This is a genomic window from Rhodococcus sp. NPDC006774, from assembly GCF_040636045.1.
In the GTDB taxonomy this organism is placed as follows: Bacteria; Actinomycetota; Actinomycetes; order Mycobacteriales; family Mycobacteriaceae; genus Rhodococcoides.
On the sequence record NZ_JBEYIW010000030.1, the window covers coordinates 1 to 23,812 of the forward strand.

Here is a 23,812-nt window from a genome sequence, read left to right on the forward strand (position 1 = left end):
CCTGCGCTTCTGCGAACTCGACGACTGACACATGCTCGACTGACAGACGATTCACTGCTCCCGCCCACGGATCGCTTGACATGTATAGGACCGTCGTGGGTGACTCTCGTCGTGGGAGTCCTCGCCGTCGTCGGAGTCGCTCTCACCATTCGTCAGCGCACCGTTGCCGACAAACGGGCCCAGGCCTGGCAGCGGATCGCCTGGTGCCTCGACCACACCGTCAGTGACAGTGATGACGAAGCGGAACTCGGCTGGGACGTCTTTGCGACGGTCACCGACTCCCCGCTCATCACCAGCACCGAACGCAAGGTGCTACTGGCCGTTGCGGGCCGGTCTGCACGTCGCGCACTGGCGCAACCGCGCGAAACCGAGGACACTGACGGCGAGAGCGAGCAGGAGGACCCGCGATGACCACCACCGACGAACGCAACATCAAAGCACCACGTCCAACGGTCGCCGCTGCCGCTGCCCGCGCGTACATCACCATGGCCGAACGCGATCATCAACCCGTCCCCGACTGGATTCGCGACGCTGCCGCCGGACGGCCCACCACTCCGCCGCCCGAATAGCGGGTCTACCGGCACGTGATCGCGGTCAGGCCGCACACGCTCGCAGCTCCGCCAAGGTAGAGGCAAAGATGCCCGTTGGGCCGTGCGATACGTCGCAGTACTCGCCGTCTCGCCAGAAGAACACCGAGCGTGACAGCGGGCTCGGTGTGTCACGTGAGAACACGTCCGCCAGTTCGGCGAGTGCGGCCGCTGCCGTGAGTGCGCTGTCGGCGTTGCGCGGCCGGTGAAAAATGAACTCGTAGGCATTGGGAACGACGAACACTACGCCGTACAGACATTCGCCGAGGTGTGCGGAGATCAGCGTGGACATATCGGCGACCTTCGACGCGAGGTAGATCGAATCGCCGCTGAGGACCTCGATGTCGATGCTGTTTCTGCTGAGAATTCGGCCGTCCTCGAACTTCAGCGCTGCGGTGTTCCTTCGGCCGGCTGCCCAGGCGGCGTTCAGGTCTCGGCCGACGAGATGCCGATCTGCCAGTGTCGCAGCGCGATTCGGAGAAGACAGGTTCAGCACCCGTCGCGGTGCGCCCGGCACGTCGAGTAGCGGGACGGAATACTCGTACTCGCGCTCACCCATGGCCGCCAGGGCAGACGGAGCGATGACGCGCTCGCGCAGCCTCGAGTGGAACTCGTCGTCCGACAGTCCGGTGATGAACGTGGGATCCGCCTCGCGCATCGTCTCGATCATGAGATCGACATGGCCGGCGATGATGCCGTCCCACGCCGATCGACTCACCCCGGAGCACCGGGCGAACACATTGTTCAGTGACATGCGAACGCCCGAGCCCACCGCCAAAGTCGTCGCGTCCTCGCGGTGAACCACCACCCCGCGCTTGCGAAATGCTTCGATCGTCTTCATCCGCACGATGGCGAATGTGGTCGCATGAACTGCGCCGTAGTCAGGTGAAGTATGAAATTTCATGACGTTGTCCCCCCGGTCGGTGTGTGCTCTCGAGGTGTTCGACGCGGCGGCTGCCACAATGGTTCCCATGTCGACTCACGCCTCCGCAACCGGTCTCTGCAACTTCGTCGACGTCTCGCCGTCTCCGTTCCATGTCTGCAACACGGTCTCGGTGCAACTCGAGGACGCCGGTTTCGTGCGCCTCGAGGAGACCGATGCCTGGCCGACGGAGCCGGGCCGCTACTACCTCGTTCGCGGCGGATCACTGGTCGCATGGAGTACCGAGAGCAGTAATTCGGGTCGTTCCGCAGGCTCCACTCCTGATGGCCCGTTCCGTATCGTCGGCGGACACACCGACAGCCCCAACCTTCGCGTGAAGCAACATCCCGATCTGCAATCCGCGGGCTGGCAGATGGTCGGCCTCGAACCGTACGGCGGTGCCTGGCTGAACTCCTGGCTCGATCGCGATCTGGGTATTTCCGGCCGGCTGAGTGTGCGCGACGGAAACGCGGTGCGCGAGGTACTGGTGAAGGTCGACGAGCCGATTCTGCGAGTTCCGCAGCTCGCGATCCACCTCTCCGAGGATCGCAAGGGCGTCACCCTGGACCCGCAGCGACACGTCAATGCCATTTGGGGCGTGGGCAATTCGCCACAATCGTTCATCGCATACGTCGCCGAGCGAGAAGGCGTCGACCCGCATTCGGTACTGGGTTGGGAGTTGATGACGCACGATCTCGCGCCCAGTGCCGTCGTCGGTGTCGAGTCGGAATTGGTCAGTGCGCCGCGTCTGGACAATCAGGGCACCTGCTACGCCGGGACCCAGGCTTTGCTTGCCGCAGTGGAGAATCCGACCGCTGTCACTCCGGTGCTGGCACTGTTCGACCACGAGGAAGTCGGCAGCATGTCCGATCGCGGCGCGTTCTCGGATCTGCTGAACACCGTGCTCGAGCGCATCGTGCTCGGACGCGGCGGTGGCCGTGAGGACTTCCTCCGCACGATGGCCGGATCCATCTGTGCCTCGGGCGATATGGCGCACGCGACGCATCCCAACTACCCGGACCGGCACGAGCCCGCGCATCGCATCGAACTCGGTGGGGGACCGGTGCTCAAGGTCAACCAGAACCTGCGTTACGCAACGGATTCCGCAGGTGCGGGTGCCTTCGCGCTGGCCTGCGATCAGGCCGGAGTTCCCTTGCAGCGCTACGTGCATCGCGCCGATCTGCCCTGCGGCTCGACCATCGGACCCATCACCGCGTCGCGCACCGGCCTGTCGACGGTGGACGTCGGAGCAGCGCAGCTGGCCATGCACTCGTCGCGAGAGTTGATGGGAGCCAGTGACGTGAAGTCCTACGCCGACGCGCTGGCGGCATTCCTCGCCCCTGCCTGAGTCCGATCGGCGATCGCAAACGCGCGCGCATTCGTCAGGTGCGCGTGGATTCGTGACCTGTGCGGGGGCGATTTCGCGCGCGTATGGCAAACGCGCGCGCGTTTGCGGGGCGGGGGTGTGGGCGGAGGCTGAATACCGCGGCGCGACACCGTTCCCCGTTCCCCGTTTCTCGTTCCGCGATCGCAAACGCGCGCGCATTCGTCAGGTGCGCGCGGATTCGTGACCCGTGCGGGGGCGATTTCGCGCGCGTATGGCAAACGCGCGCGCGTTTGCGGGGGCGGGGGTCGGGGTGAGCCAGTGACCCGGGATTCGTGAACCCCTAGATCGAAGACCCGAGCTCGGCTAGACCGGGCTCAATTGCAGGCATGCATCGGCCGCGAGCCAGAACAATTGTTCGCGCACTGTCGTGGCCTTGGTCCAGCCTCGGTGATCCCAGTCGGCGGCGAGGGAGTCACCCGCGTACAGCAGTTGCGCGAATCGCACGCCGCGGAATCGGGCGACGGCGCAGAAGGCCGAGGCTTCCATGTCGACCGTTCGGCAGCCTTCGTCGACGCGGCGGGAAACGCGGGCACGGGTCTCGCGGTAGAGGGCATCGGTCGTCCAGGAGCGACCGGTGACGAAGTCGACTCCGGCGGCGGTGAGCACCGACTGCAGCACGGCCACGCCGGCGGGATCGGCGTCCACGACCCGTCCGGGCGGCAGGTAGTGGAAGGAGGTGCCCTCATCGCGGACGGCGCTGTCGACCACCATCACGTGTCCCATGCCCAGGTCGTCGGACAGTGCCCCCGCACCGCCGACGGCCACGAACTGGGTGCATCCCATCGCGATGGCCTCTTCGAGAAACAGTGCGGCCAGCGGAGCGCCGACGCCGGGGTGGAAGACGGCAAGTTTCTCCCCGTTCCGTTCGATCTCGTAGACGGGGTGTTCGCCGTGCTCGGAGCGCATGATCGAGACGACTCTGGCGTCGCCCTTCGCGCAGATGCTGTCGATCACCTCGGAGAAGAAACAGACGACGGCCTTGGGTGGTACGTCGACTCCCTTGGCCACCATCGACGGGTCGATGACGCCCGTTTCGTCCAGATCGTTCTCGGTCAGCGCGATGTCCATCAGGTGATGTTCGCACGAACGAATCACAGCCCTGCACGACCGATGCCGTACATGTCGCACGGTCCCGATAGACTCTCCCTGGCATTTCGCTCCATCGAAGGGACCTATTCCTCGTGTCCGCTAGCTCTGTACCCACAGACACTGTCTCCAACGCCGTCGCCACCCCCGACGTAGCGCAGCCGTACAAGGAACTCGGACTCAAGGACGACGAATACGTCCGCATCAAGGAAATCCTCGGCCGTCGGCCCACCGACGCCGAGTTGGCGATGTATTCCGTCATGTGGAGCGAGCACTGCTCGTACAAGTCCTCGAAGGTGCACCTGAAGTACTTCGGTGAGACCACCACCGACGAGATGCGTAAGCCCATGCTCGCCGGTATCGGTGAGAACGCGGGCGTCGTCGACGTCGGCGACGGCTGGGCCGTCACGTTCAAGGTCGAGAGCCACAATCACCCGTCGTACGTCGAGCCCTACCAGGGTGCGGCAACGGGCGTCGGCGGCATCGTCCGCGACATCATGGCCATGGGCGCTCGCCCGATCGCCGTCATGGACCAGCTGCGATTCGGTGCTGCCGATGCACCCGACACGCGCCGCGTCCTGAGCGGCATCGTCGCAGGCGTCGGCGGCTACGGAAACTCGCTCGGCCTCCCGAACATCGGCGGCGAGACGGTGTTCGACGCCTCCTACGCCGGTAACCCTCTGCTGAACGCTCTGTGTGCCGGCGTCATGCGCGTCGAGGACATGCACCTCGCGTTCGCGTCGGGCCTGGGCAACAAGATCATTCTGTTCGGTGCACGCACCGGTCTCGACGGTATCGGCGGCGTGTCCGTACTCGCGTCGGAGACTTTCGACGGAGACGAGACCGGCGGGGGCCGTAAGAAGCTGCCGGCCGTGCAGGTCGGCGACCCGTTCACCGAGAAGGTGCTCATCGAAGCCTGCCTCGAGCTGTACTCCAACAAGCTCGTCGTCGGTATCCAGGACCTCGGCGGTGCCGGGTTGTCCTGTGCCACTTCGGAACTGGCGTCCGCGGGCAGTGGCGGCATGCACATCGAGCTGGAGAAGGTGCCGATGCGCGCCACCGGCATGACTCCCGCCGAGGTGCTGTCGAGCGAATCCCAGGAGCGCATGTGCGCGGTGGTCACTCCCGACAACGTCGATGCATTCATGGCCGTCTGCAAGAAGTGGGACGTTCTGGCCACGGTGATCGGTGAGGTCACCGACGGTGAGCACCTGCAGATCACCTGGCACGGCGACACCGTCGTCGACGTTCCGCCGAAGACCGTCGCGCACGAGGGCCCGGTGTACAACCGTCCCGTGCAGCGACCTGCCACCCAGGACGATCTGGTCGCGAACACCACGGCGTCGCTGAAGCGTCCGGAAACCGGTGACGAGCTGAAGGCGACGTTGCTGAAGATGATCGGCTCACCGCAGCTGTGCAGCCGACGCTTCATCACCGAGCAGTACGACCGCTACGTGCGCGGCAACACCGTCCTCGCCGAGAACGCCGACGCCGGCGTCATCCGCATCGACGAGAAGACCGGTCGCGGAATCGCTTTGGCCACCGACGCATCGGGTCGCTACACCGCACTCGACCCGTATCAGGGTGCGCAGCTCGCGTTGGCCGAGGCGTTCCGCAACGTCGCTGTCACCGGCTCGACCCCCAAGGCCGTCACCAACTGCCTGAACTTCGGCTCACCCGAGGATCCGGGCGTCATGTGGCAGTTCCAGCAGGCCGTGCGCGGCCTGGCCGACGGCTGCGTCACCCTCGGCATTCCCGTCACCGGTGGCAACGTCAGCTTCTACAACCAGACCGGTGCCGAGCCGATCCTGCCGACGCCCGTCGTCGGTGTTCTCGGCGTCATCGACGACGTGCATCGCCGCATCCCGACCGGTCTCGGCCTCGAACCCGGCGAGACGCTGATTCTGCTGGGCGACACCCACGACGAGTTCGACGGATCCATCTGGGCGCAGGTCGAGCACGATCACCTCGGCGGCGTTCCGCCCAAGGTCGATCTCGCTCGCGAGCAACTGCTCGCAGACATTCTGCTCTCCTCCTCGCGTGACGGACTGGTCTCGGCGGCACACGATCTGTCCGAGGGTGGTCTCGCGCAGGCCGTCGTCGAAGCCGCTCTGGCCGGTGAAACCGGTTGCCGCATCATCCTTCCCGAGGGTGCCGATCCGTTCGTGACGCTGTTCTCCGAGTCCTCGGGTCGCGTACTGGTCGCCGTTCCGCGCACGGAAGAAACTCGCTTCACCGGCATGTGCACCGCCCGCGGTCTGCCGTGGGCGCGCGTCGGCGTCGTCGACGAGAGCTCGGATTCGATCGAGGTCCAAGGGCAGTTCTCCGTCCCGATGACGGAGCTGCGCGAGACGTTCGAGAGCACTCTTCCCAGACTCTTCGGCTGACCGAGGTGGGGGGACGCACATCGGAGCAGCGCCGGGGTGAGGTCGACGCGACACTCGAGCAGGACCAGCATCATCGGTACCACCTGCCCTCGGTCGAGTTCTCCGTCCCCTCACCCGCCAAGCACCCGTTCGTCATGTGGGCCTGGGGCCTGCTGCGCCTCGACTTCACCGGAATCGCGTTCAGTGCGTTGTTCTTCTGCTGGTCGCTGACTCCGTCCCTGCTCCCTCGCGGATGGTTGTTCCAGGGCATCATCGGCGGTATCAACGCGGCCATCGGCTATGCGTTCGGCGTCGCGGTGGGTTGGGCCGTCACCCGTTGGTGGCTCTCGTCCCGATCGTGGTGGCCGTTGCCGCGCAAGGTCGAGCTGGCCGTCAAGGTCGCCGTACCCGTCCTGGCGATCGCGGCATCGATGATCATGCTGGCGATCTCGGCGGAATGGCAGCGTGAGCTGGCCGCACTGATGGACGCGGAGGGCACCACCACGACGGGGTACTTCCGCACCGGTGCGCTCAGTATTGCCATTGCGGCGCTGTTGATTTCGGTGTGGCGGGTGTTGCGTGACCTCGTTCGCCTGCTCGCCCGTCAGATCAACCGCATCGTCAAGATGCCACGCGAAGTGGCCAATGCGCTCGGGGTCGTCGTCCTCGTCGTGCTGTCCGTCGCGTTGGTCCAGGGCGTATTGCTGCGCGCGGTCTCCGAGGTCACCAATTCCGCGTTCAGTCTGCAGAACGACGAAACCCGGGACGGCGCAGAGCAACCCGTTGCCGACGAACGTTCCGGCAGCCCGAACTCGTTGGCTCCGTGGGACACCCTCGGGTTCGAGGGTCGCAACTTCGTCTCCAGCGGGCTGCGGGCCGACGAGATGGAGCGGGCCACGGGCCGTCCGAGCCTCGAGCCGATCAGGGCATACGCAGGCCTGGAAACCGCAGAGACCCAGGACGAGCGACTGAACATCGTGGTCGCAGAACTCGAACGCACCGGGGCATTCCAGCGAGCGGCTCTCGTGGTCGTCCCGACCACCGGAACCGGATGGGTCAATCCCACCGCCATCGAAGCCGAAGAGCTGATGTTCGACGGCGATGTCGCCACCGTCGCATCCCAGTACTCGTACCTGCCGAGTTGGATCTCCTTCATTGCGGAGGGGGACAAGGCCGCCCAGGCAGGCAGAGCGCTGATCGACAAGGTGCACGACCGATGGCTGCAGGAACCCGAGGCCACGCGCCCCAAGTTCTACGTCTACGGCGAGAGCCTCGGTACCCAGGCGGGGGAGGGCGCCTTCGACGGGTTGGCCGACATCAGGGCCACCGCCGACGGCGTGCTGTGGGTGGGGCCGCCGAACAACAACCGAATCTGGAGTCAGTTCGTCAGCCGTCGCGACCCGGGAAGCCCGGAGGTCCGGCCGGTCTACTCCGAAGGACTGACGGTCCGATTCGCCGACAACTCGTCGGGCATCCCGCCGGAGGATCAGCCCTGGTACGAGCCGCGAATCCTGTACGTGCAGCACGCGTCGGATCCGGTGGTGTGGTGGTCACCGGACCTGCTGTTCGAGCGCCCCGACTGGCTGTCCGAGCCACCGGGACCGGACCGGCTGCCGAGCATGCGCTGGTTCCCGGTCGTCACGTTCTGGCAGGTGGCCGCCGATCTGACCAATGCCGCAGGCGTCCCCGACGGGCACGGCCACAACTACGGAACCCTCGTGCTCGACGGCTGGGTGGCCGTCGCCGCGCCCGAGGGGTGGACCGAGCGCGACACCGAACGAGTTCGCGGCGTCATGGAGCAGTTCGCCGGCCGGGACGGTCCGGAGAAGTGAGAACCGCACTGACGGCCGGAGTGGAGCCTGCGGGACGACCCGTTCTGACCGGACTCGCGACGACGGCGTGGAGTACCTACCTCCTTCCCGCGCTCGGTCTCGACGCACGTCGGCGGGCGGTGGCCAACGCCTCGTTCGCCGTCGGTGTTGCTGCACTGTCCCGAACGAGCGCGGCGGAACTCGGTCTGCGCAACACTGCCGCCGGCCTGAAGTGGGGCGCTGCTGCGGCGGCGGTGCCGGTGCTCGGATCCGCCGTCGTGGCCGCAGTTCCCGCGTTGCGACGCCGGGTCCGGCCGTCCGAGGACGAACTGGCCGAGTGGGTCCTGTTTCGGATTCCGGTGGGGACCGTCGTCACCGAGGAGTTGCTCTTCCGCGGTGTGCTCGACGCCGCGTCCCCTGCTCTGTCGCCGATCTTCTTCGGACTCTGGCACATTCACCCCGCTCGTGCTGCGGGTGACACCGTGCTCGGAACGGTCGCGGCGACGGCGGCGGCCGGTGTGGTGTTCTCGTGGCTGCGAGCCCGCAGCGGGAGTGTGCTCGCCCCGGCGCTGCTGCATTACTTTCTCAACGCGAGCGGCGCCGTGCTGGCGCATCTGGCGTCCGTCGACGAAGAGAAGGGCTGATCGACCATGCCACCGCACAAGGAAGTCGGCCCCGCCGAGGTGCGCGACGCCGTTCTGGCCGTCGAGCAATGGATCAAGGGTGAGGCGGACAAGCCTGCGCGGGCTCAGATCGCCGCCGCGGTGCGCACCACGGCCAGAACTCTGGGCCAGAATGCGCCCGGATCCTCGGTGGAGGTGCGGGTGCCGCCGTTCGTCGCGGTGCAGTGCATCGTGGGGCCGCGACACACGCGGGGAACCCCGCCGAACGTGGTCGAAACCGATGCGCTGACGTGGCTGCAGGTGGTCACCGGAGTCCGCGATTTCGCCGAGGCTCTCGCCGACGGTTCGATCGATGCGTCGGGCAGCAGAGCAGCCGAAGTGGGTCGCTGGCTGCCACTGTTGTCCATCAGGTGATTCGCTCGAAATCGGACACGGGTTCACCTGCTGGGAATCTCCCGTACACACGATGCGTTGACTCCGGCCGTGTGCCCGTAGACTCGGGCACGGCCCCCCGCCCCGTACCCCCAAGGGAGCAATGCCCGTGACCAACGCCGATTTGTCGGTCGACAGTCCGAATCTTCTGGTAGGCAAACCGCTCGACGAACCGGAGAACGAGCCGCGCGAGGAGTGCGGAGTGTTCGGAGTATGGGCACCGGGCGAGGATGTGGCCAAGCTCTCTTATTACGGTCTCTATGCGCTGCAACACCGTGGTCAGGAGGCTGCAGGCATCGCAGTGTCCGACGGCTCCCAGGTGCTGGTGTTCAAGGATCTCGGTCTCGTCAGCCAGGTGTTCGACGAGCAGACACTCGGCGCGATGCCCGGGCACGTCGCCATCGGACACTGCCGCTACTCCACCAGTGGATCGGTCACGTGGGAGAACGCGCAGCCGATCTTCCGCACCACCACCGCCGGCACCGGGATTGCGCTCGGCCACAACGGAAATCTGGTGAACTTCGCCGAGCTCGCCACCAAGGCGCGCGACGCAGGGTTGATCAGCGACCGGCTGCAGGGCAACGGCACGTCGGATTCCGACGTGGTGACCGCGCTGCTGGCGCACAAGGCTGCCGACTGCACCATCGAGCAGGCGGCGATGGAACTGCTGCCGCTGCTCAAGGGTGCCTTCTGTCTGACGTTCATGGACGAGCACACCCTCTACGCCGCGCGTGACCCGCACGGTGTGCGCCCGCTGTGCCTCGGCCGCCTCGATCGCGGCTGGGTGGTTGCCAGTGAGACGGCGGCACTCGACATCGTCGGTGCCGCGTTCGTCCGCGACATCGAGCCGGGTGAACTGCTCGCGATCGACGCCGACGGTGTTCGGTCCTCGCGATTCGCAGCCCCCGAGCCCAAGGGCTGTGTGTTCGAGTACGTCTACCTCGCTCGGCCCGACAGCGTCATCGGTGGTCGTTCGGTGCACTCGACGCGAGTCGAGATCGGACGACGCCTCGCGAAGGAGCATCCGGCCGAGGGCGACCTGGTTATCCCCGTGCCCGAGAGTGGAACTCCCGCTGCGGTCGGTTTCGCGCAGGGCTCCGGCATCCCCTACGGCCAGGGCCTGATGAAGAACGCCTACGTGGGGCGCACGTTCATTCAGCCGTCGCAGACCATTCGCCAGCTCGGCATCCGGCTCAAGCTCAATCCTCTCAAAGAGGTCATTCGGGGCAAAAGGCTGGTGGTGGTGGACGATTCGATCGTTCGCGGCAACACTCAGCGCGCCCTGATCAGGATGCTGCGTGAGGCCGGTGCGCTGGAGATTCACGTGCGGATCGCGTCGCCACCGGTGCGCTGGCCCTGCTTCTACGGCATCGACTTCGCTTCTCCCGCAGAGCTGATCGCCAACGGTGTCGACTCCGAGGACGGGATTCTCGAGGGCGTTCGGCAGGCGATCGGAGCCGATTCGTTGGGATACATCTCCATCGACGGCATGATCGCTGCCTCCGAGCAGCCTGAATCGCGCTTGTGTGCAGCATGTTTCACCGGCAAGTACCCGATCGATCTGCCTGCCGACAATGCGCTCGGCAAGCACGTCCTCGAGGGTCTGCTGGCTTCGGCCGCCGGGCAGCCGGTGGACAACGACGCGAATGTGAGTGCTCTGAGTCGTCCGTGAGCTGGGCGTTCCCGCGAGGGAACAGCGGGGTTTTCTCAATGCCACATATTGGAAACAGTCCGTCGGTACTGTCCCGAGTTACATAGGACACACCGATTGGATAGAGGCTTTCAGATGACCCTGTCGCCCGACGACGGACGCATGCAGCGCTACAGCGCGGCATCGAAGACCGCTGGACCCATCAGGGCCGTGTGCAAGCACGGCAAGAAGACCGCTGCAGTGGCAGCACTGTCGGTACTCGCATTGACTGCGGCAGCCTGTGGCTCGGGCCGCACCGACGACGCCGGCGGTTCCGGCGACAGCGGCGGCGGCGAGACCATCACGGTCGGCACCACCGACCAGGTGACGTCACTGGACCCGGCCGGCTCGTACGACAACGGCTCGTTCATGGTGATGAACCAGACATATCCCTTCCTGATGAACTTCGCGCCCGGTAGCTCGGAGCTCGAGCCCGACGTCGCCGAGAGCTGCGACTTCGCCGAGCCGACCGTCTACACGTGCACGCTGAAGGACGACCTGAAGTTCGCGAACGGCAACCCGCTGACGAGCGAGAGCGTGAAGTTCTCCTTCGATCGAATCGTCGCCATCAACGATCCCAACGGGCCCGCATCGCTGCTGACGAACCTCGACAGCATCGCGACGCCGGACGAGAAGACCGTCGAGTTCACGCTGAAGGCAGCGAACGACCAGACGTTCCCGCAGATTCTGGCGACTCCGGCAGGCCCGATCGTCGATCAGACCGTGTTCCCGGCAGACTCCGTTCTCGACGACGACGCCATCGTGGCGGCAACGCCGTTCGCGGGCCCGTACTCCATCGCGAGCTACGCGAAGAACTCCCTCGTCAGCTTCACCGCGAACGGCGATTATCAGGGAATTCTCGGAGCCCCGAAGACGTCGTCGATCAACGTCAAGTACTACACCAGCTCCGACAACCTCAAGCTCGACGTGCAGAACAAGGCCATCGACGTCGCATGGCGCTCGCTGACCCCGACGGACGTCGAATCGCTCGGCAGCGTGGACGGTCTGACGGTGCACGAGGGACCGGGCGGTGAATCGCGCTACATGGTGTTCAACATGAACACGATGCCCGGCGACACCCCGGAGCAGAAGTTGGCCGTGCGCAAGGCAATTGCGGCCTCGGTCGATCGTCAGGCGCTGTCCGACGGCGTCTACAAGGGTACGTACACCCCGCTGTACTCCGTGGTCCCCACCGGTCTGGCCGGCGCGAACACCGCCTTCGGCGACGTCTACGGCACCACGCCCAATCGTGACGAGGCGGCCGGATTCCTCTCTGCCGCAGGCATCGCCACTCCCGTGCAGCTCAACCTGCAGTACAACCCGGACCACTACGGTTCGAGCTCGAGCGAGGAATACGCCGCGATCAAGAGCCAACTCGACGCGACGGGCCTGTTCAATGTCAACCTGCAGTCCACCGAGTGGAGCACGTACACCAAGGAACGCGTCGCCGACGCCTACCCGGTGTACCAGCTGGGCTGGTTCCCGGACTACCCCGATGCAGACAACTACCTGACGCCGTTCTTCGGGCCCGACAACTTCCTGCAGTCGCACTTCGAGAGCCCGGCCATCACCTCGCTGCTCGATCTCGAACGCACGACCGCCGACGAGAATGCTCGGATGCAGATCATCGGTCAGATTCAGACCGAGCTCGCGACGAACTTCCTGCCGACGCTTCCGTTGTTGGAGGGCAAGCAGATCGCCGTCGCCACCGACGAGATCAGCGGTGTGGACGAGACTCTCGACGCCTCGTTCAAGTTCCGTTTCGTCACTCTCGCCAAGAGCTGACGGCGTGCCCACTACCGACAGCACGACGGTAGAGGGCGAGAAGCAAGCACAGCAGGCGAGCGCGCCGTCACGGTACGGCGCGCTCGCCCGTTATCTCGGGGTCAGATTTCTGCTGATCATTCCGACCGCCTGGATTCTCGTCACCGTCGTGTTCTTTCTCATGCGGGTGATCGGTGATCCGATCACCGCGGCCCTCGGTGGCCGCCTGCCCGCCGAACAGATCGCTCAGCGCAAGGCCGAGGCCGGGTACGACCGGCCGATCCTGACGCAGTACTGGGAGTACCTGACCGGATTGCTGCGCGGCGATTTCGGCCGCTCGGCCACCGACAATCGCGCGATCAGTGATGTTCTGCTCGTCAACGGCGCTGCCACACTGGAATTGGCGTTCTGGGCACTGCTGGTCGCCTTCGCCGTCGGCATCCCGCTCGGCTTCTTCGCCGCCACCCATCGGGACCGATTCGGCGACGCCTCGCTGCGGATCTTCGCGATCCTGGCGTACGCGGCTCCGGTGTTCTTCGTCGGCATGCTGCTCAAGTTGCTGTTCGCGGTCAAGCTCGGCTGGCTGCCGGTGGCGGGACGAGCGAGCACCAACGTGGAACTGGCACTGCAGAACGTCTCGCCCAAGACCAACATTCTCATCGTCGATTCGTTCCTGTACGGCGAGCCGAGCTACATCGTGGACGTGCTCGAGCATGCGGTACTTCCCGCTCTCGCCCTGGGTCTGCTGACGGCCGGAGTGTTCCTGCGACTGGTGCGCGTCAACCTGATTCAGACCCTGCAGGCACCCTTCGTCGACGCCGCGCGTGCTCGCGGATTGAGCGAGGGCACGGTGACGCGACGGCATGCGTTCCGCAACGCCATGATTCCCATCGTCACCGTCATCGGTCTGCAGATCGCCGTACTGCTCGGCGGCGCGGTGCTGACCGAGACGACCTTCGAGTGGCAGGGCCTGGGCTACGAACTCGCCCGATACCTGCAGGCTCGCGATTTCGTTGCGGTGCAGGGCATCGTGACGTTCCTGGCCGTGGTGGTCGCCGTCGTCAGCTTCGTCACCGACGCGATCGTCGCACTCATCGACCCGAGAGTGAGGTTCTGATGAGCACCGAAGTCGTGCTGTCCGACGTTCCTCCGACCCGCCCGCACCGTCGGGGTTTTCCCGGCGTCGCGTTCGTCAAGTCCACGTCGGGCTTGCAACGCGTCACCCTGATCGTCGGGTTGGCCCTGATGGTGGGGTTCGTGATCGCGGCAGTGTTCGCTCCGCTTCTCGCGCCGTACGGGTTCTCGCAGACCAGCGATGCCGGGCAGGATTTCGCCCGCCAGGCAGCCCCGTCCGCGCAGCATTGGTTCGGCACCTCGGTCCGCGGCGAGGACGTGTTCTCGCGCGTGATCTACGGTGCGAGAACAGCATTGATGGTGATCGCGTCGTCGTTGATTCTCTCGCTCATCATCGGCGTTCCGCTCGGCCTCGCCTCGGGCTACATCGGCCGTTGGTTCGACCGCGTGCTCGTGCTGTTCATGGACGCGATGTACGCGTTTCCATCGCTGCTCCTCGCGGTCGTCATCTCGATCGTCGTCGCAGGCGGACAGTCGTCCAGTTTCGGCGGTATCGCGTCCGCGGCAATCGCCATCACGGCGATCTTCGTGCCGCAGTACTTCCGCGTGGTACGCAACGCCACGGTGGCGGTCAAGACCGAACCGTACGTCGACGCCGCACGGGTCACCGGGGCCGGAACTCCGCGAATCCTGTTCCGCCACATCCTCGCCAACGTGGTGCAGACGCTGCCGGTCATCATCACCCTCAACGGTGCCGAGGCCATCCTGACCCTCGCCGGACTCGGATTCCTCGGATTCGGCATCGAGCCCACCTCCGCCTCGGAGTGGGGATACGACATCAACAAGGCGCTGCCCGATATCTCCAACGGCATCTGGTGGACGTCGGTGTTCCCCGGCCTGGGCATCGTGCTCGTTGTGCTCGGCCTGACCATGGTGGGCGAAAGTGCAAGCGAGACACTCAATCCGCTGCTGCGCACCCGCAAGAAGTTCAAGAAGGCGGTGAAGGTATGACATCGAGCGTTGCAACTCCACGCGAGTCGGCACTGTCGGTGAAGTCGTTGTCCGTCACGTTCCTCACCGATGCCGGCGAGGTCGATGCCGTCACCGAGGTCTCGTTCGAGGTGTATCCCGGTGAAGTCCTGGCCGTGGTGGGCGAGTCCGGATCGGGTAAATCCGTCAGCGTCAGATCCGCCATCGGACTGCTACCCGACACCGCACGCGTGGAGGGCCACGTGGTGCTCGGTGGCCAGGACGTGACGAGGCTGAGCAACAAGGCGTGGGCGCAGTTGCGCGGCAACAAGATTTCGATGGTGTTCCAGGAGCCGGGCAGCGCCCTCGATCCGCTCTTCACCATCGGGTATCAGATCGTCGAAGCGCTGCGGGCGCACTCGGGCAGTGATGGCAAGCGGATGTCCGCGAAGGATGCCAAGACGCGGGCCGTCGAACTGTTGACGATGGTGGGTCTGCCCAACCCCGAGCAGCGCTTCTCGTACTACCCGCACGAGCTCTCGGGTGGGCAGAAGCAACGCGTCATGATCGCGATCGCCATCTCGTGCGAGGCGAAAGTCATCATCGCCGACGAGCCGACCACGGCCCTCGACGTCACGGTGCAGGCCGAAATCCTGGAGCTGCTCCGCGATCTCAAGGACCGGCTCGGCTGCGCCGTCGTGCTCATCACCCACAGCATGGGCGTCGTCGCCGATCTGGCGGACCGCGTCGTCGTCATGCAGAACGGTCGCGTCGTCGAGGAAGCTCCGGTGGCGCAGCTCTTCGACGCACCCGCGGACGACTACACCAAGAAGCTGCTGGCCGCGGTGCCCACTCTCGCCGCCGTGGAGTCCGACAAGACCGTCGACACCTCGGGCGAACCGGTACTCGACGTCTCACGTCTGGTGGTGCAGTTCTCCGGCGGCGTCGGCTCGCCCGCCTTCCGGGCGGTCGACGACGTCTCGCTGACCATCCACCGCGGCGAAACCCTCGGTTTGGTGGGCGAATCCGGCTCGGGCAAGTCCACGATCGGCAGATGCGTCGCAGCACTGCAGAAGCCGACCAGCGGCAGCGTGACGGTGATGGGGCAGAACATCGCGGGGGTGAGCGAACGCAAGCTCAAGCCGCTGCGCAAGCGATTCGGGTTCGTCTTCCAGGACCCGTCGGCCTCACTGAACCCCCGGCTGACCGTTGGACAGTGCATCGCCGAGCCGATGATCGTGCACAAGTACGGCTCCAAGGACGCGATCGCCGCGAGGACGACCGAACTGCTCGACGCCGTGCAACTGCCGTCGGGCACCGACAAGCGCTACCCACACGAGCTCTCGGGTGGGCAGCGGCAACGCGTCAGCCTGGCGCGGGCACTGGTGCTGGGACCCGATCTGGTGGTCGCGGACGAGCCGACCAGCGCACTGGACGTCTCGGTGCAGGCAGCCGTGCTCGACCTGTTCGAGGCACTGCAGCAGGAGTTCGGCTTCGCGTGCCTGTTCATCAGCCACGACCTCGCCGTGGTCGACCGTGTTGCGCATCGCGTGGTGGTGCTGCGCAACGGGGCGATCGTGGAAGAGGGGACACCGTGGAAGATCCTGAGATCGCCGGAGGCGGACTACACCAAGAAGCTGTTGGCGGCGATCCCGGGAAAGCGGCTGCACACGTGAATTCTTCTCGCCACCGGGCACTCCGGTACCGTTAGGGCGCTATCTGCGCCGCTATGGGCGCTGACATGATCGAGTACACAGGCTGGAGCCGAATGACCGAGGAATCCCAACCCACGAGCGCAACTCACTCGGGCGGTGCCTCCTACGCGGCGGCCGGGGTCGACATCGCCGCAGGAGATCGAGCAGTGCAACTGTTCGCGCCGCTCGCCAAGAAGGCCAGCAGGCCCGAGGTCATGGGCGGTCTCGGTGGTTTCGCCGGTCTCTTCGCGCTCAAGGGCGACTACCGCGAGCCCGTCCTGGCCGCCTCGACCGACGGCGTCGGCACCAAGGTGGCCGTGGCACAGGCCCTCGGCAAGCACGACACCCTCGGCCTGGACCTGGTCGCCATGGTCGTCGACGATCTCGTCGTCTGTGGTGCCGAGCCGCTGTTCCTGCAGGATTACATCGCCGTGGGCCGTGTGGTTCCCGAGCAGGTCGCCGAGCTGGTCAAGGGCATCGCAGAAGGCTGCATCATCGCCGGCTGCGCACTGCTCGGCGGCGAGACGGCCGAGCACCCGGGTCTGATGGCCGACGGCGATTACGACCTCTCGGCCACCGGCATCGGCGTCGTCGAGGCGGATTCGATCCTCGGACCCGAGCGGGTGCGTCCCGGTGACGTCGTCATCGGCATGGGATCGTCGGGCCTGCACTCCAACGGCTACTCCCTCGCTCGCAAGGTGCTGCTCGAGATCAACCACATGGACCTCGGCGGACACGTCGAGGAGTTCGGCCGCACTCTCGGTGAGGAACTGCTCGAACCCACCAAGATCTACGCCAAGGACTGCCTCGCGCTCGCTGCGGAGACCGACGTCCGCACCTTCTGCCACGTGACCGGCGGCGGACTGGCGAACAACCTGTCACGGGTCATGCCCGAGGGACTGGTCGCCGAACTCGACCGCACCACGTGGAGCCCGGCTCCGATCTTCTCGCTGATCGCTCAGCGCGGACGCGTCGAGCGGGCCGAGATGGAGCAGACGTTCAACATGGGTGTCGGCATGGTCGCCATCGTGGCACCCGAGGACGTCGACCGAGCACTCGCTGTGCTGACCGCACGCCACATAGACTGCTGGACGCTGGGCACGGTGAAGAAGGCGACCGGTAAGGATGTCGCCGACGAGCGTGCGCTGTTGCTGGGTAACCACCCGAGGTTCTGATCGCGCGAGCACCGGGCAAACAAGTGAGGGGGAGCCGCACCGCGGCTCCCCCTCAGTCGTTCAGTGCACAGTACTAGCGTCGCCAGTCCTCGTACTCGTCTTCCTCGACTCGGGAATGCACATCCGAGTCAGAGTGGATGCCACGATGGGAGTTGGACGAACCACCGGAGAGTTCCTTCTGCAGACTCTCCAAGTCCGTTGTCGGCGAGCTGTACTTGAGCTCACGAGCGACCTTTGTCTGCTTTGCCTTAGCCCTGCCTCGGCCCATGGCGGTGCCCCCTCGCGGACTTGCGGGGCGGCCTGGGGAAATTTGGCGGCCCCGTTAGAGTTGGTATTTCTTCCTGGCACACACTCTAGCGCGCGAATCGCCGCGATGCGCATACGGCACCACGTGTCGGTGGCGGGCGCACCGGCGCGACACGCCCGGGGTAGGGGCCGGCGCTGCCTGTACCTGCAGATATCCGTGCACAGGCAAACTATCTTCGTTCCACGACACGAGAACTACGTGCTGCGCGTCATGGGGACCGGAGCTCGTCGGGGTCAGTTGCGCGAGGATTTCAGCGCTGCCGCCGCATCGCGGTAGACCTTGGGCGCCAATCCCGGCGCGTCCAGCAGAGTCTGCATCGCAGCTGTGTCCCTCCCCTCGAAGAGCATCCGCACCGTCACCCCGTGCTCGGGGACCGACATCACAGTCACGGCGTCCCCGGCGCCGAAGACCCCGGGTTCGAGAACACGGAAGTACGCACCCACATCACCGCGCGCGGTGAATCGACGGATCCACCCGGGCTCGGCCATCCACCGCGCGAACGTGCCGCAGGGCTTGCGAGCGATCGTCACCTCCAACTCCACACTGCCCACTCGCCACCGCGTACCGATCACCGCGTCGGTCACCGGTACGCCGGTGGTACGGAGGTTCTCGCCGAACCGTCCGGGAGGAACGGGTGTCCCCAGCTGATCGGCCCAGTACCGCGCTTCGTTCTCGTCGTAGGCGTAGACGGCCTGATCGAGTCCGCCGTGGAACTTCGTGTCCCGGCAGTGATCGCCGCCGACGCCGAGCTCGTGTACGTCCACCGGCCCGTCGACAGGTCGCTTGTCGATGCCGCTGTCGACCACCGCGCGGCGTCCGAACGGAACATCGGCGTGCACGACGCAGACAGCGAGAACTGTGCCGGTCACCGGCCGCGCAGGCGGTCCACCGCAGCGCGACCGGCCTGGACGTCGTCGTACGACGGGATCGAATCAGGATCGATCGACGCCGCACACGGACCTGCCTCCAGGGCGGTGTCCACCGGAATGGATCTCTTGACCAGCGCCAGAGCGATGGGCCCGAGCTCGAAGTGATCGATGACGGTGCCCAGACGCCCCACGGACCGTCCGCCCGCGGTCACCGCGTCACCCGTGTTGGGTCGACCGTCCGCGGAACCGTCGAGATGCAGCAGCACCAGATGCCGGGGCGGGCGACCGAGATTGTGTACGCGCGAGACCGTCTCCTGCCCGCGGTAGCAGCCCTTCTCTAGATGCACCGCGCCGAACTCGGCGGCGCTGCCGATCCAGCGAACCTCGTGCGGAATGGTCTTCTCGTCGGTGTCCACGCCCACTCGCGGACGCAGCGATTCCACCCGCAACGCGTCGAACGCCCAGGTTCCGGCCGGGGTGGCACCGGCGTCACGCAGTCGGAGAAACCAATCGGTCGAGTTCGCGCGGGGGATCATCACGTCGTACGAATTCTTGCCCGGCCAGGGCATCCGCCGAACGAAACCGCCGCCGTCGATCGGCGACGCCCCGTAGATCTCGCCGGGAGCGGGCAGGCCGGCCTTCGCGAGCACCGCCGCCGCGTCGGATCCGAGCACGGTGAGCACGGCGAGTTCGTCGGCCTGGCGGGGTTCGGCCTTGGCCCAGAACACCATCTTCTGCAGGAACGACAGCAGACCGGGTCCGGCTGCACGTTCGGTGTCGATGTACGTCACGCCGTCGATATCGGTCTGGACGAAGTGATGCTCGATTCGGCCGTTGACGTCCAGGCTCAGGTTCTCGGCGGAGCTGCCGTCGGGCAGGTTCGAGACGAGTTGGCTCGAGATCGTGTTCAGCCAGCTCAGGCGTTCGTCTCCGCTGATGGCCAGGACGAACCGGTGCGACCGATCGATGACGGCAGCTGCGGTCGCGGCGTCCCGCTGCTCGCCGAACGGATTGCCGTAGTGCCAGGCCACCCCGGCGTCGACGCTGTCGTCCGGGGACGGTACTGCGTTGGGAAGAGTGAGAAGAGGACTCGGGCTGATCGTCACGGAATCGGACACCACCCCATAGTAGGAGCCCGTCGGCGCAGCAACTCGGCGACCGGTCCCTTTACACCCTCGAAACGACGACGACACGGCGCTGCGACGACACGGACCTAGCGTTTCGATCCATGAAGAAACTGGCGCATCCGGCCGCGCAGATCGGCCTCGCGGCGATCGGCGGCATCGTGTTCGGGTTGGTGGTCGGCGAGTGGGCCGCGAACCTGAAGTTCATCGGCGATCTGTTCATCCGACTGATCCAGATGTCGATCGTTCCGCTGGTGATGGCCTCGGTCATCGTCGCAACCGGATCGATGGCAGGGGCGGGAACCGGCAAGATCGCGTTTCGCACCTTCAAGTGGATGATCGGGTTCTCGATCGTCGCTGCGGTGCTGGCCTGGGTACTGAGCAGCATCATTCGGCCGGGTGCGGGCATGGTGTTCACCCAGCAGCTCGATCCGTCGCTCGAGGAGTCGGCGAGCGAGGCACTCGGCTGGCAGGACACGCTGCTCAACTTCGTCAGCACCAACGTGTTCGACGCCATGTCCACGGCGACGATGGTGCCGATCATCGTCTTCTCGCTGCTCTTCGGCATCGCGCTGCGCAGTCACATCACCAAGACCGGCAACACTCAGGTGCTCTCGTTCATGGACCAGATTCAGCAGATCGTCCTGACGATGATCCGGCTCGTCATGGTCATCGCCCCGGTCGGTGTGTTCTGCCTGCTCGCCGCCCTCGCCGGAGACGTCGGCTTCTCCGTGGTGTCCACCGCGCTGAGCTACCTCGGGACGACGCTGCTCGGGGTGTTGATTCTGTTCGCGCTCTTCGTCGTGGTCGTGACGATGCGGACCCGATTGAACCCGTGGAAGCTGCCCAGCAAACTCACCGAGCAGACGGCCGTCGCGGTGACGACCACGAGCTCGGCCGTCACGTTCCCGACGGTGCTGCGCAACACGGTCGAGAAGGTGGGCGTCAGTCAGAAGGTCGCCAACTTCACGCTGTCGATCGGGTTGACGATGGGCTCCTACGGTGCCGTTCTCAACTACATGATCGTGGTGATGTTCCTCGCGCAGGCGGGCGACATCGACCTCACTCTCGGGCAGATCGTATTGGGCATGGGCCTGGCGGTTCTGCTCAACATGGGCACCATCACCGTGCCCGGCGGATTCCCCGTCGTCGCGATGTTCCTCGCGACCTCGCTCGACCTTCCCTTCGAGGCCGTCGGCCTGCTGATCGCCGTGGACTGGTTCGCCGGAATCTTCCGCACCTTCCTCAACGTCAACGGAGACACGTTCGTCGCGATGCTCGTCGCCAACGCCGACGACGAGATCGACCGCGAGGTGTACAACGGCACCAAGGTCGTCGTCGCGGAGGATCTCGACCTCGACGAGTACGCCGACGCGATGGCGACGGCCGACCGAGCGGATTGATCGAACGCGTCCGCCCCCATCTAGGGTGGCGGGCATGTCGGAGTCGGTAGTGGTGACGTTGGACGGCCGAGTGCACGACGCGAATCGGCCGTTGCTGTTCGCCGACGACCTGGCCGCGGTGCGCGGGGACGGGGTGTTCGAGACGCTGCTCGTGCGCGGCGGCGCGGCCTGTGCGGTCGAGTTGCACCTGGCCCGGTTGGTGGCGTCGGCGAGGGCACTGGACCTGCCGGTTCCCGATCTCGAGCAGTGGCGCACTGTGATCGAACAGTCCGTCGGTCTGTGGGCGCGAGAGTCCGAGGACGAGGGTGTGCTTCGGCTGGTCCTCAGTCGCGGACGCGAGGGCGGTGGTGACCCCACCGCGTACGTGACGGTGGGACCGCTGCCCGAGCGGGTGCGGGCCGCGCGAGCCGACGGGGTGTCGGTGATCACGCTCGATCGCGGCTACTCGGTGGACTTCTCGTCGGGAGCGCCGTGGCAGCTCGCCGGGGCCAAGACGTTGTCGTATGCGACCAACATGGCCGCGCTGCGGCACGCCGCCGCTCAGGGCGTCGACGATGTGATCTATCTCAGCAGTGAGGGTCGGGTACTCGAAGGTCCGCGCTCGACGGTGGTGCTCGCGCGCGGTAAGACTCTCGTCACACCGTCGGTGGAACAGGGCATCCTGGCCGGAACCACGGTCGCCGGGTTGTTCTCCGTGGCCGAGTCTGCCGGTTGGACGTGCGAGCACGGGAACCTGTATCCGGCGGATCTCATTGCAGCAGATGGTGTTTGGCTGGTCTCGAGCGTCACTCTCGCGGCTCGGGTGACGGAGATGAACGGCGTTCCCCTCGGCACTCAGAGGCGTGCCGACGATGTTCGATCGATGGTCGATACCGCCGTGGAGACGGTCGAAACTCGATAGGAGCCGAACGACCCTGCCGAAAGACTCTTCCCTACTACTACTCGTAGTAGTACATTCGAGTTTGTCGCGGGCCAACGCCCTGACCTGCGGTGTTGCCCGTCACAGCTCGGGTGTGAGAGTTCGGAGTATCGATGGACGCGTTGGATGTCTCGCGGTGGCAGTTCGGTATCACCACCGTTTACCACTTCATTCTCGTACCTCTCACGATCGGCCTCGCGCCGATGGTGGCCGCCATGCAGACCATGTGGGTGATCACCGGCAAGGACTCCTGGTATCGACTGACCAAGTTCTTCGGCAAGCTGTTCCTCATCAACTTCGCCCTCGGCGTCGCCACCGGAATCGTCCAGGAGTTCCAGTTCGGCATGAACTGGAGCGAATACTCCCGCTTCGTCGGTGACGTGTTCGGCGCTCCTCTTGCACTCGAAGGCCTCGTTGCCTTCTTCCTCGAGTCCACGTTCCTCGGACTGTGGATATTCGGTTGGAGCAGACTTCCGAAACTGGTTCACCTGGCCACGATCTGGCTCGTCGCCATCGGCGTCAACGCCTCGGCCTTCTTCATCATCGCGGCCAATTCCTGGATGCAGCATCCCGTGGGCGCGATCTACAACGAAGAGACCGGGCGCGCCGAGCTGACCGACATCTGGGCACTGCTCACCAACAGCACAGCGCTGGCGGCATTTCCCCACGCCGTCGCCGGAGCGTTCCTCACCGCTGCCACCTTCGTGGCCGGAATCTCCGGTTGGTGGATGGTCCGTGAGGCCCGTAAGAACAAGGCCGGGGTCGATCCGCAGGCTCCACTCCAGGAGAGCAACTCGCGCAGCATGTTTCGCCCTGCTGCCCGCATGTCCTTCGTCATCATGATCGTCGCCGGTGGCGCACTGGCCATCACCGGAGACATCCAGGGCAAGCTCATGTTCGAGCAGCAGCCGATGAAGATGGCCTCGGCGGAATCGCTGTGCGACACCGAGACCGGAGCCAGTTTCTCGCTCCTGACCGTCGGAACACACAACAACTGCGAGTCCGTGGTGCACCTCATCTCGATCCCCGGCCTCACCTCGTTCCTGGCGGAGAACGACTTCGGTGCCACCGTGCAGGGCGTCAACCAACTGCAGGAGCAGTACGAGCAGCAGTTCGGGCCGGGTAACTACAAGCCGAACCTGTTCGTCACCTACTGGGCATTCCGGATGATGATCGGACTGGCCGCCGGATCCGCTCTGCTGGCACTGGCCGGCCTGTGGGTCACCCGCGGCGGCCGAGTACCCGACCAGAAGTGGTTCTCGTGGCTGAGCCTCGCGGCCATCCCGACTCCGTTCCTGGCCAACAGCGCCGGCTGGATCTTCACCGAAATGGGCAGGCAGCCATGGGTTGTCGCACCCAACCTGTCCGGCGTCGACCAGATCAGGCTCACCGTCGACCAGGGAGTGTCCGACCATCCCGTCGGCCTCGTCCTCGCCTCGCTGGTGACGTTCACACTGCTGTACGCCGCTCTCGGCGGTGTCTGGTTCTTCCTCCTTCGCCGCTATGTCATCGAAGGACCTCTCGACCACGACGCGCAGCCGCACGTCGATCCACCGGAATCGGAAGACGAAGAGCCCAAACAGCTCTCGTTCGCGTACTAGGGGAACAAC

Annotated in this window: 21 protein-coding genes; 16 read left to right on the plus strand and 5 right to left on the minus strand. The window is 65.6% G+C overall.

The window, feature by feature from the left end; genetic code table 11:
* Positions 1-99 precede the first annotated feature (99 nt).
* Positions 100-411 (plus strand): hypothetical protein, encoded by a 312-nt coding sequence (locus ABZ677_RS25875; RefSeq protein ID WP_358374577.1) that lies wholly within the window; start codon positions 100-102, stop codon positions 409-411.
* The gene (locus ABZ677_RS25880) at positions 408-569 is read left to right on the plus strand and encodes a hypothetical protein (protein ID WP_155288495.1); all 162 of its coding nucleotides are present in this window, start codon (positions 408-410) and stop codon (positions 567-569) included. The genes ABZ677_RS25875 and ABZ677_RS25880 overlap by 4 nt, the downstream gene beginning before the upstream one ends.
* A 25-nt stretch (positions 570-594) precedes the next feature.
* Here ABZ677_RS25880 and ABZ677_RS25885 read toward each other — a convergent pair whose 3' ends face one another.
* Complete coding sequence (locus tag ABZ677_RS25885) at positions 595-1,491, minus strand: hypothetical protein (protein ID WP_358374580.1); 897 nt, start codon at positions 1,489-1,491, stop codon at positions 595-597.
* A gap of 58 nt (positions 1,492-1,549) precedes the next feature.
* Between ABZ677_RS25885 and ABZ677_RS25890 the strand changes: the two genes are divergently transcribed.
* Complete coding sequence (locus ABZ677_RS25890) at positions 1,550-2,857, plus strand: M18 family aminopeptidase (RefSeq protein ID WP_037194573.1); 1,308 nt, start codon at positions 1,550-1,552, stop codon at positions 2,855-2,857.
* Between the two features lie 342 nt (positions 2,858-3,199).
* Here the strand turns inward: ABZ677_RS25890 and ABZ677_RS25895 are convergent, their stop codons facing one another.
* The gene (locus tag ABZ677_RS25895; protein WP_358374583.1) at positions 3,200-3,964 is read right to left on the minus strand and encodes a nucleoside phosphorylase; all 765 of its coding nucleotides are present in this window, start codon (positions 3,962-3,964) and stop codon (positions 3,200-3,202) included.
* A gap of 113 nt (positions 3,965-4,077) precedes the next feature.
* Between ABZ677_RS25895 and purL the strand changes: the two genes are divergently transcribed.
* The 10 genes from purL to purM all read left to right on the plus strand — a co-directional run bounded on the left by purL (position 4,078) and on the right by purM (position 17,580).
* Positions 4,078-6,369, plus strand: a complete 2,292-nt coding sequence (purL, locus tag ABZ677_RS25900) for a phosphoribosylformylglycinamidine synthase subunit PurL (RefSeq protein ID WP_358374586.1) — start codon at positions 4,078-4,080, stop codon at positions 6,367-6,369.
* Between the two features lie 83 nt (positions 6,370-6,452).
* Positions 6,453-8,180, plus strand: coding sequence for an alpha/beta hydrolase (locus ABZ677_RS25905; RefSeq protein ID WP_252341905.1), 1,728 nt, complete (start codon positions 6,453-6,455; stop codon positions 8,178-8,180).
* Entirely contained in the window at positions 8,177-8,803 is a 627-nt protein-coding gene (locus tag ABZ677_RS25910) for a CPBP family intramembrane glutamic endopeptidase (protein ID WP_358374589.1), read from the plus strand. Before ABZ677_RS25905 ends, ABZ677_RS25910 begins: the two co-directional genes overlap by 4 nt.
* A gap of 6 nt (positions 8,804-8,809) precedes the next feature.
* Positions 8,810-9,196, plus strand: a complete 387-nt coding sequence (locus ABZ677_RS25915; protein ID WP_094633013.1) for a sterol carrier family protein — start codon at positions 8,810-8,812, stop codon at positions 9,194-9,196.
* A gap of 127 nt (positions 9,197-9,323) precedes the next feature.
* Positions 9,324-10,886, plus strand: a complete 1,563-nt coding sequence (gene purF / locus ABZ677_RS25920; RefSeq protein ID WP_037194761.1) for an amidophosphoribosyltransferase — start codon at positions 9,324-9,326, stop codon at positions 10,884-10,886.
* Between the two features lie 114 nt (positions 10,887-11,000).
* Positions 11,001-12,689 (plus strand): ABC transporter substrate-binding protein, encoded by a 1,689-nt coding sequence (locus ABZ677_RS25925; protein ID WP_358374592.1) that lies wholly within the window; start codon positions 11,001-11,003, stop codon positions 12,687-12,689.
* A gap of 4 nt (positions 12,690-12,693) precedes the next feature.
* Entirely contained in the window at positions 12,694-13,785 is a 1,092-nt protein-coding gene (locus ABZ677_RS25930) for an ABC transporter permease (protein WP_052048006.1), read from the plus strand.
* Positions 13,785-14,753 (plus strand): ABC transporter permease, encoded by a 969-nt coding sequence (locus ABZ677_RS25935; protein WP_037194582.1) that lies wholly within the window; start codon positions 13,785-13,787, stop codon positions 14,751-14,753. The genes ABZ677_RS25930 and ABZ677_RS25935 overlap by 1 nt, the downstream gene beginning before the upstream one ends.
* Complete coding sequence (locus tag ABZ677_RS25940; RefSeq protein ID WP_037194583.1) at positions 14,750-16,387, plus strand: ABC transporter ATP-binding protein; 1,638 nt, start codon at positions 14,750-14,752, stop codon at positions 16,385-16,387. Before ABZ677_RS25935 ends, ABZ677_RS25940 begins: the two co-directional genes overlap by 4 nt.
* A gap of 92 nt (positions 16,388-16,479) precedes the next feature.
* The gene (gene purM / locus ABZ677_RS25945) at positions 16,480-17,580 is read left to right on the plus strand and encodes a phosphoribosylformylglycinamidine cyclo-ligase (RefSeq protein ID WP_032376541.1); all 1,101 of its coding nucleotides are present in this window, start codon (positions 16,480-16,482) and stop codon (positions 17,578-17,580) included.
* Between the two features lie 73 nt (positions 17,581-17,653).
* On the opposite strand, the gene ABZ677_RS25950 is transcribed toward purM, so the two are convergent.
* The 3 genes from ABZ677_RS25950 to ABZ677_RS25960 form a co-directional block, all read right to left on the minus strand.
* Positions 17,654-17,848, minus strand: a complete 195-nt coding sequence (locus ABZ677_RS25950) for a DUF3073 domain-containing protein (RefSeq protein ID WP_008719426.1) — start codon at positions 17,846-17,848, stop codon at positions 17,654-17,656.
* Positions 17,849-18,120: 272 nt separating this feature from the next.
* Complete coding sequence (locus ABZ677_RS25955) at positions 18,121-18,756, minus strand: MOSC domain-containing protein (RefSeq protein ID WP_358374598.1); 636 nt, start codon at positions 18,754-18,756, stop codon at positions 18,121-18,123.
* On the minus strand, positions 18,753-19,874 hold the full coding sequence (locus ABZ677_RS25960; RefSeq protein ID WP_358374601.1) for a folate-binding protein YgfZ: 1,122 nt from the start codon (positions 19,872-19,874) through the stop codon (positions 18,753-18,755). The genes ABZ677_RS25955 and ABZ677_RS25960 overlap by 4 nt, the downstream gene beginning before the upstream one ends.
* A 110-nt stretch (positions 19,875-19,984) precedes the next feature.
* Between ABZ677_RS25960 and ABZ677_RS25965 the strand changes: the two genes are divergently transcribed.
* The 3 genes from ABZ677_RS25965 to ABZ677_RS25975 all read left to right on the plus strand — a co-directional run bounded on the left by ABZ677_RS25965 (position 19,985) and on the right by ABZ677_RS25975 (position 23,803).
* Positions 19,985-21,283 (plus strand): dicarboxylate/amino acid:cation symporter, encoded by a 1,299-nt coding sequence (locus ABZ677_RS25965; protein WP_037194587.1) that lies wholly within the window; start codon positions 19,985-19,987, stop codon positions 21,281-21,283.
* Between the two features lie 34 nt (positions 21,284-21,317).
* Positions 21,318-22,184 carry an aminodeoxychorismate lyase gene (locus ABZ677_RS25970; protein ID WP_358374605.1) on the plus strand — a complete coding sequence of 289 codons (867 nt, stop codon included), beginning with the start codon at positions 21,318-21,320 and terminating at the stop codon, positions 22,182-22,184.
* Positions 22,185-22,315: 131 nt separating this feature from the next.
* A complete protein-coding gene (locus tag ABZ677_RS25975) occupies positions 22,316-23,803 on the plus strand; it encodes a cytochrome ubiquinol oxidase subunit I (protein WP_037194591.1) in 1,488 nt (495 codons plus the stop codon).
* Positions 23,804-23,812: the final 9 nt, after the last annotated feature.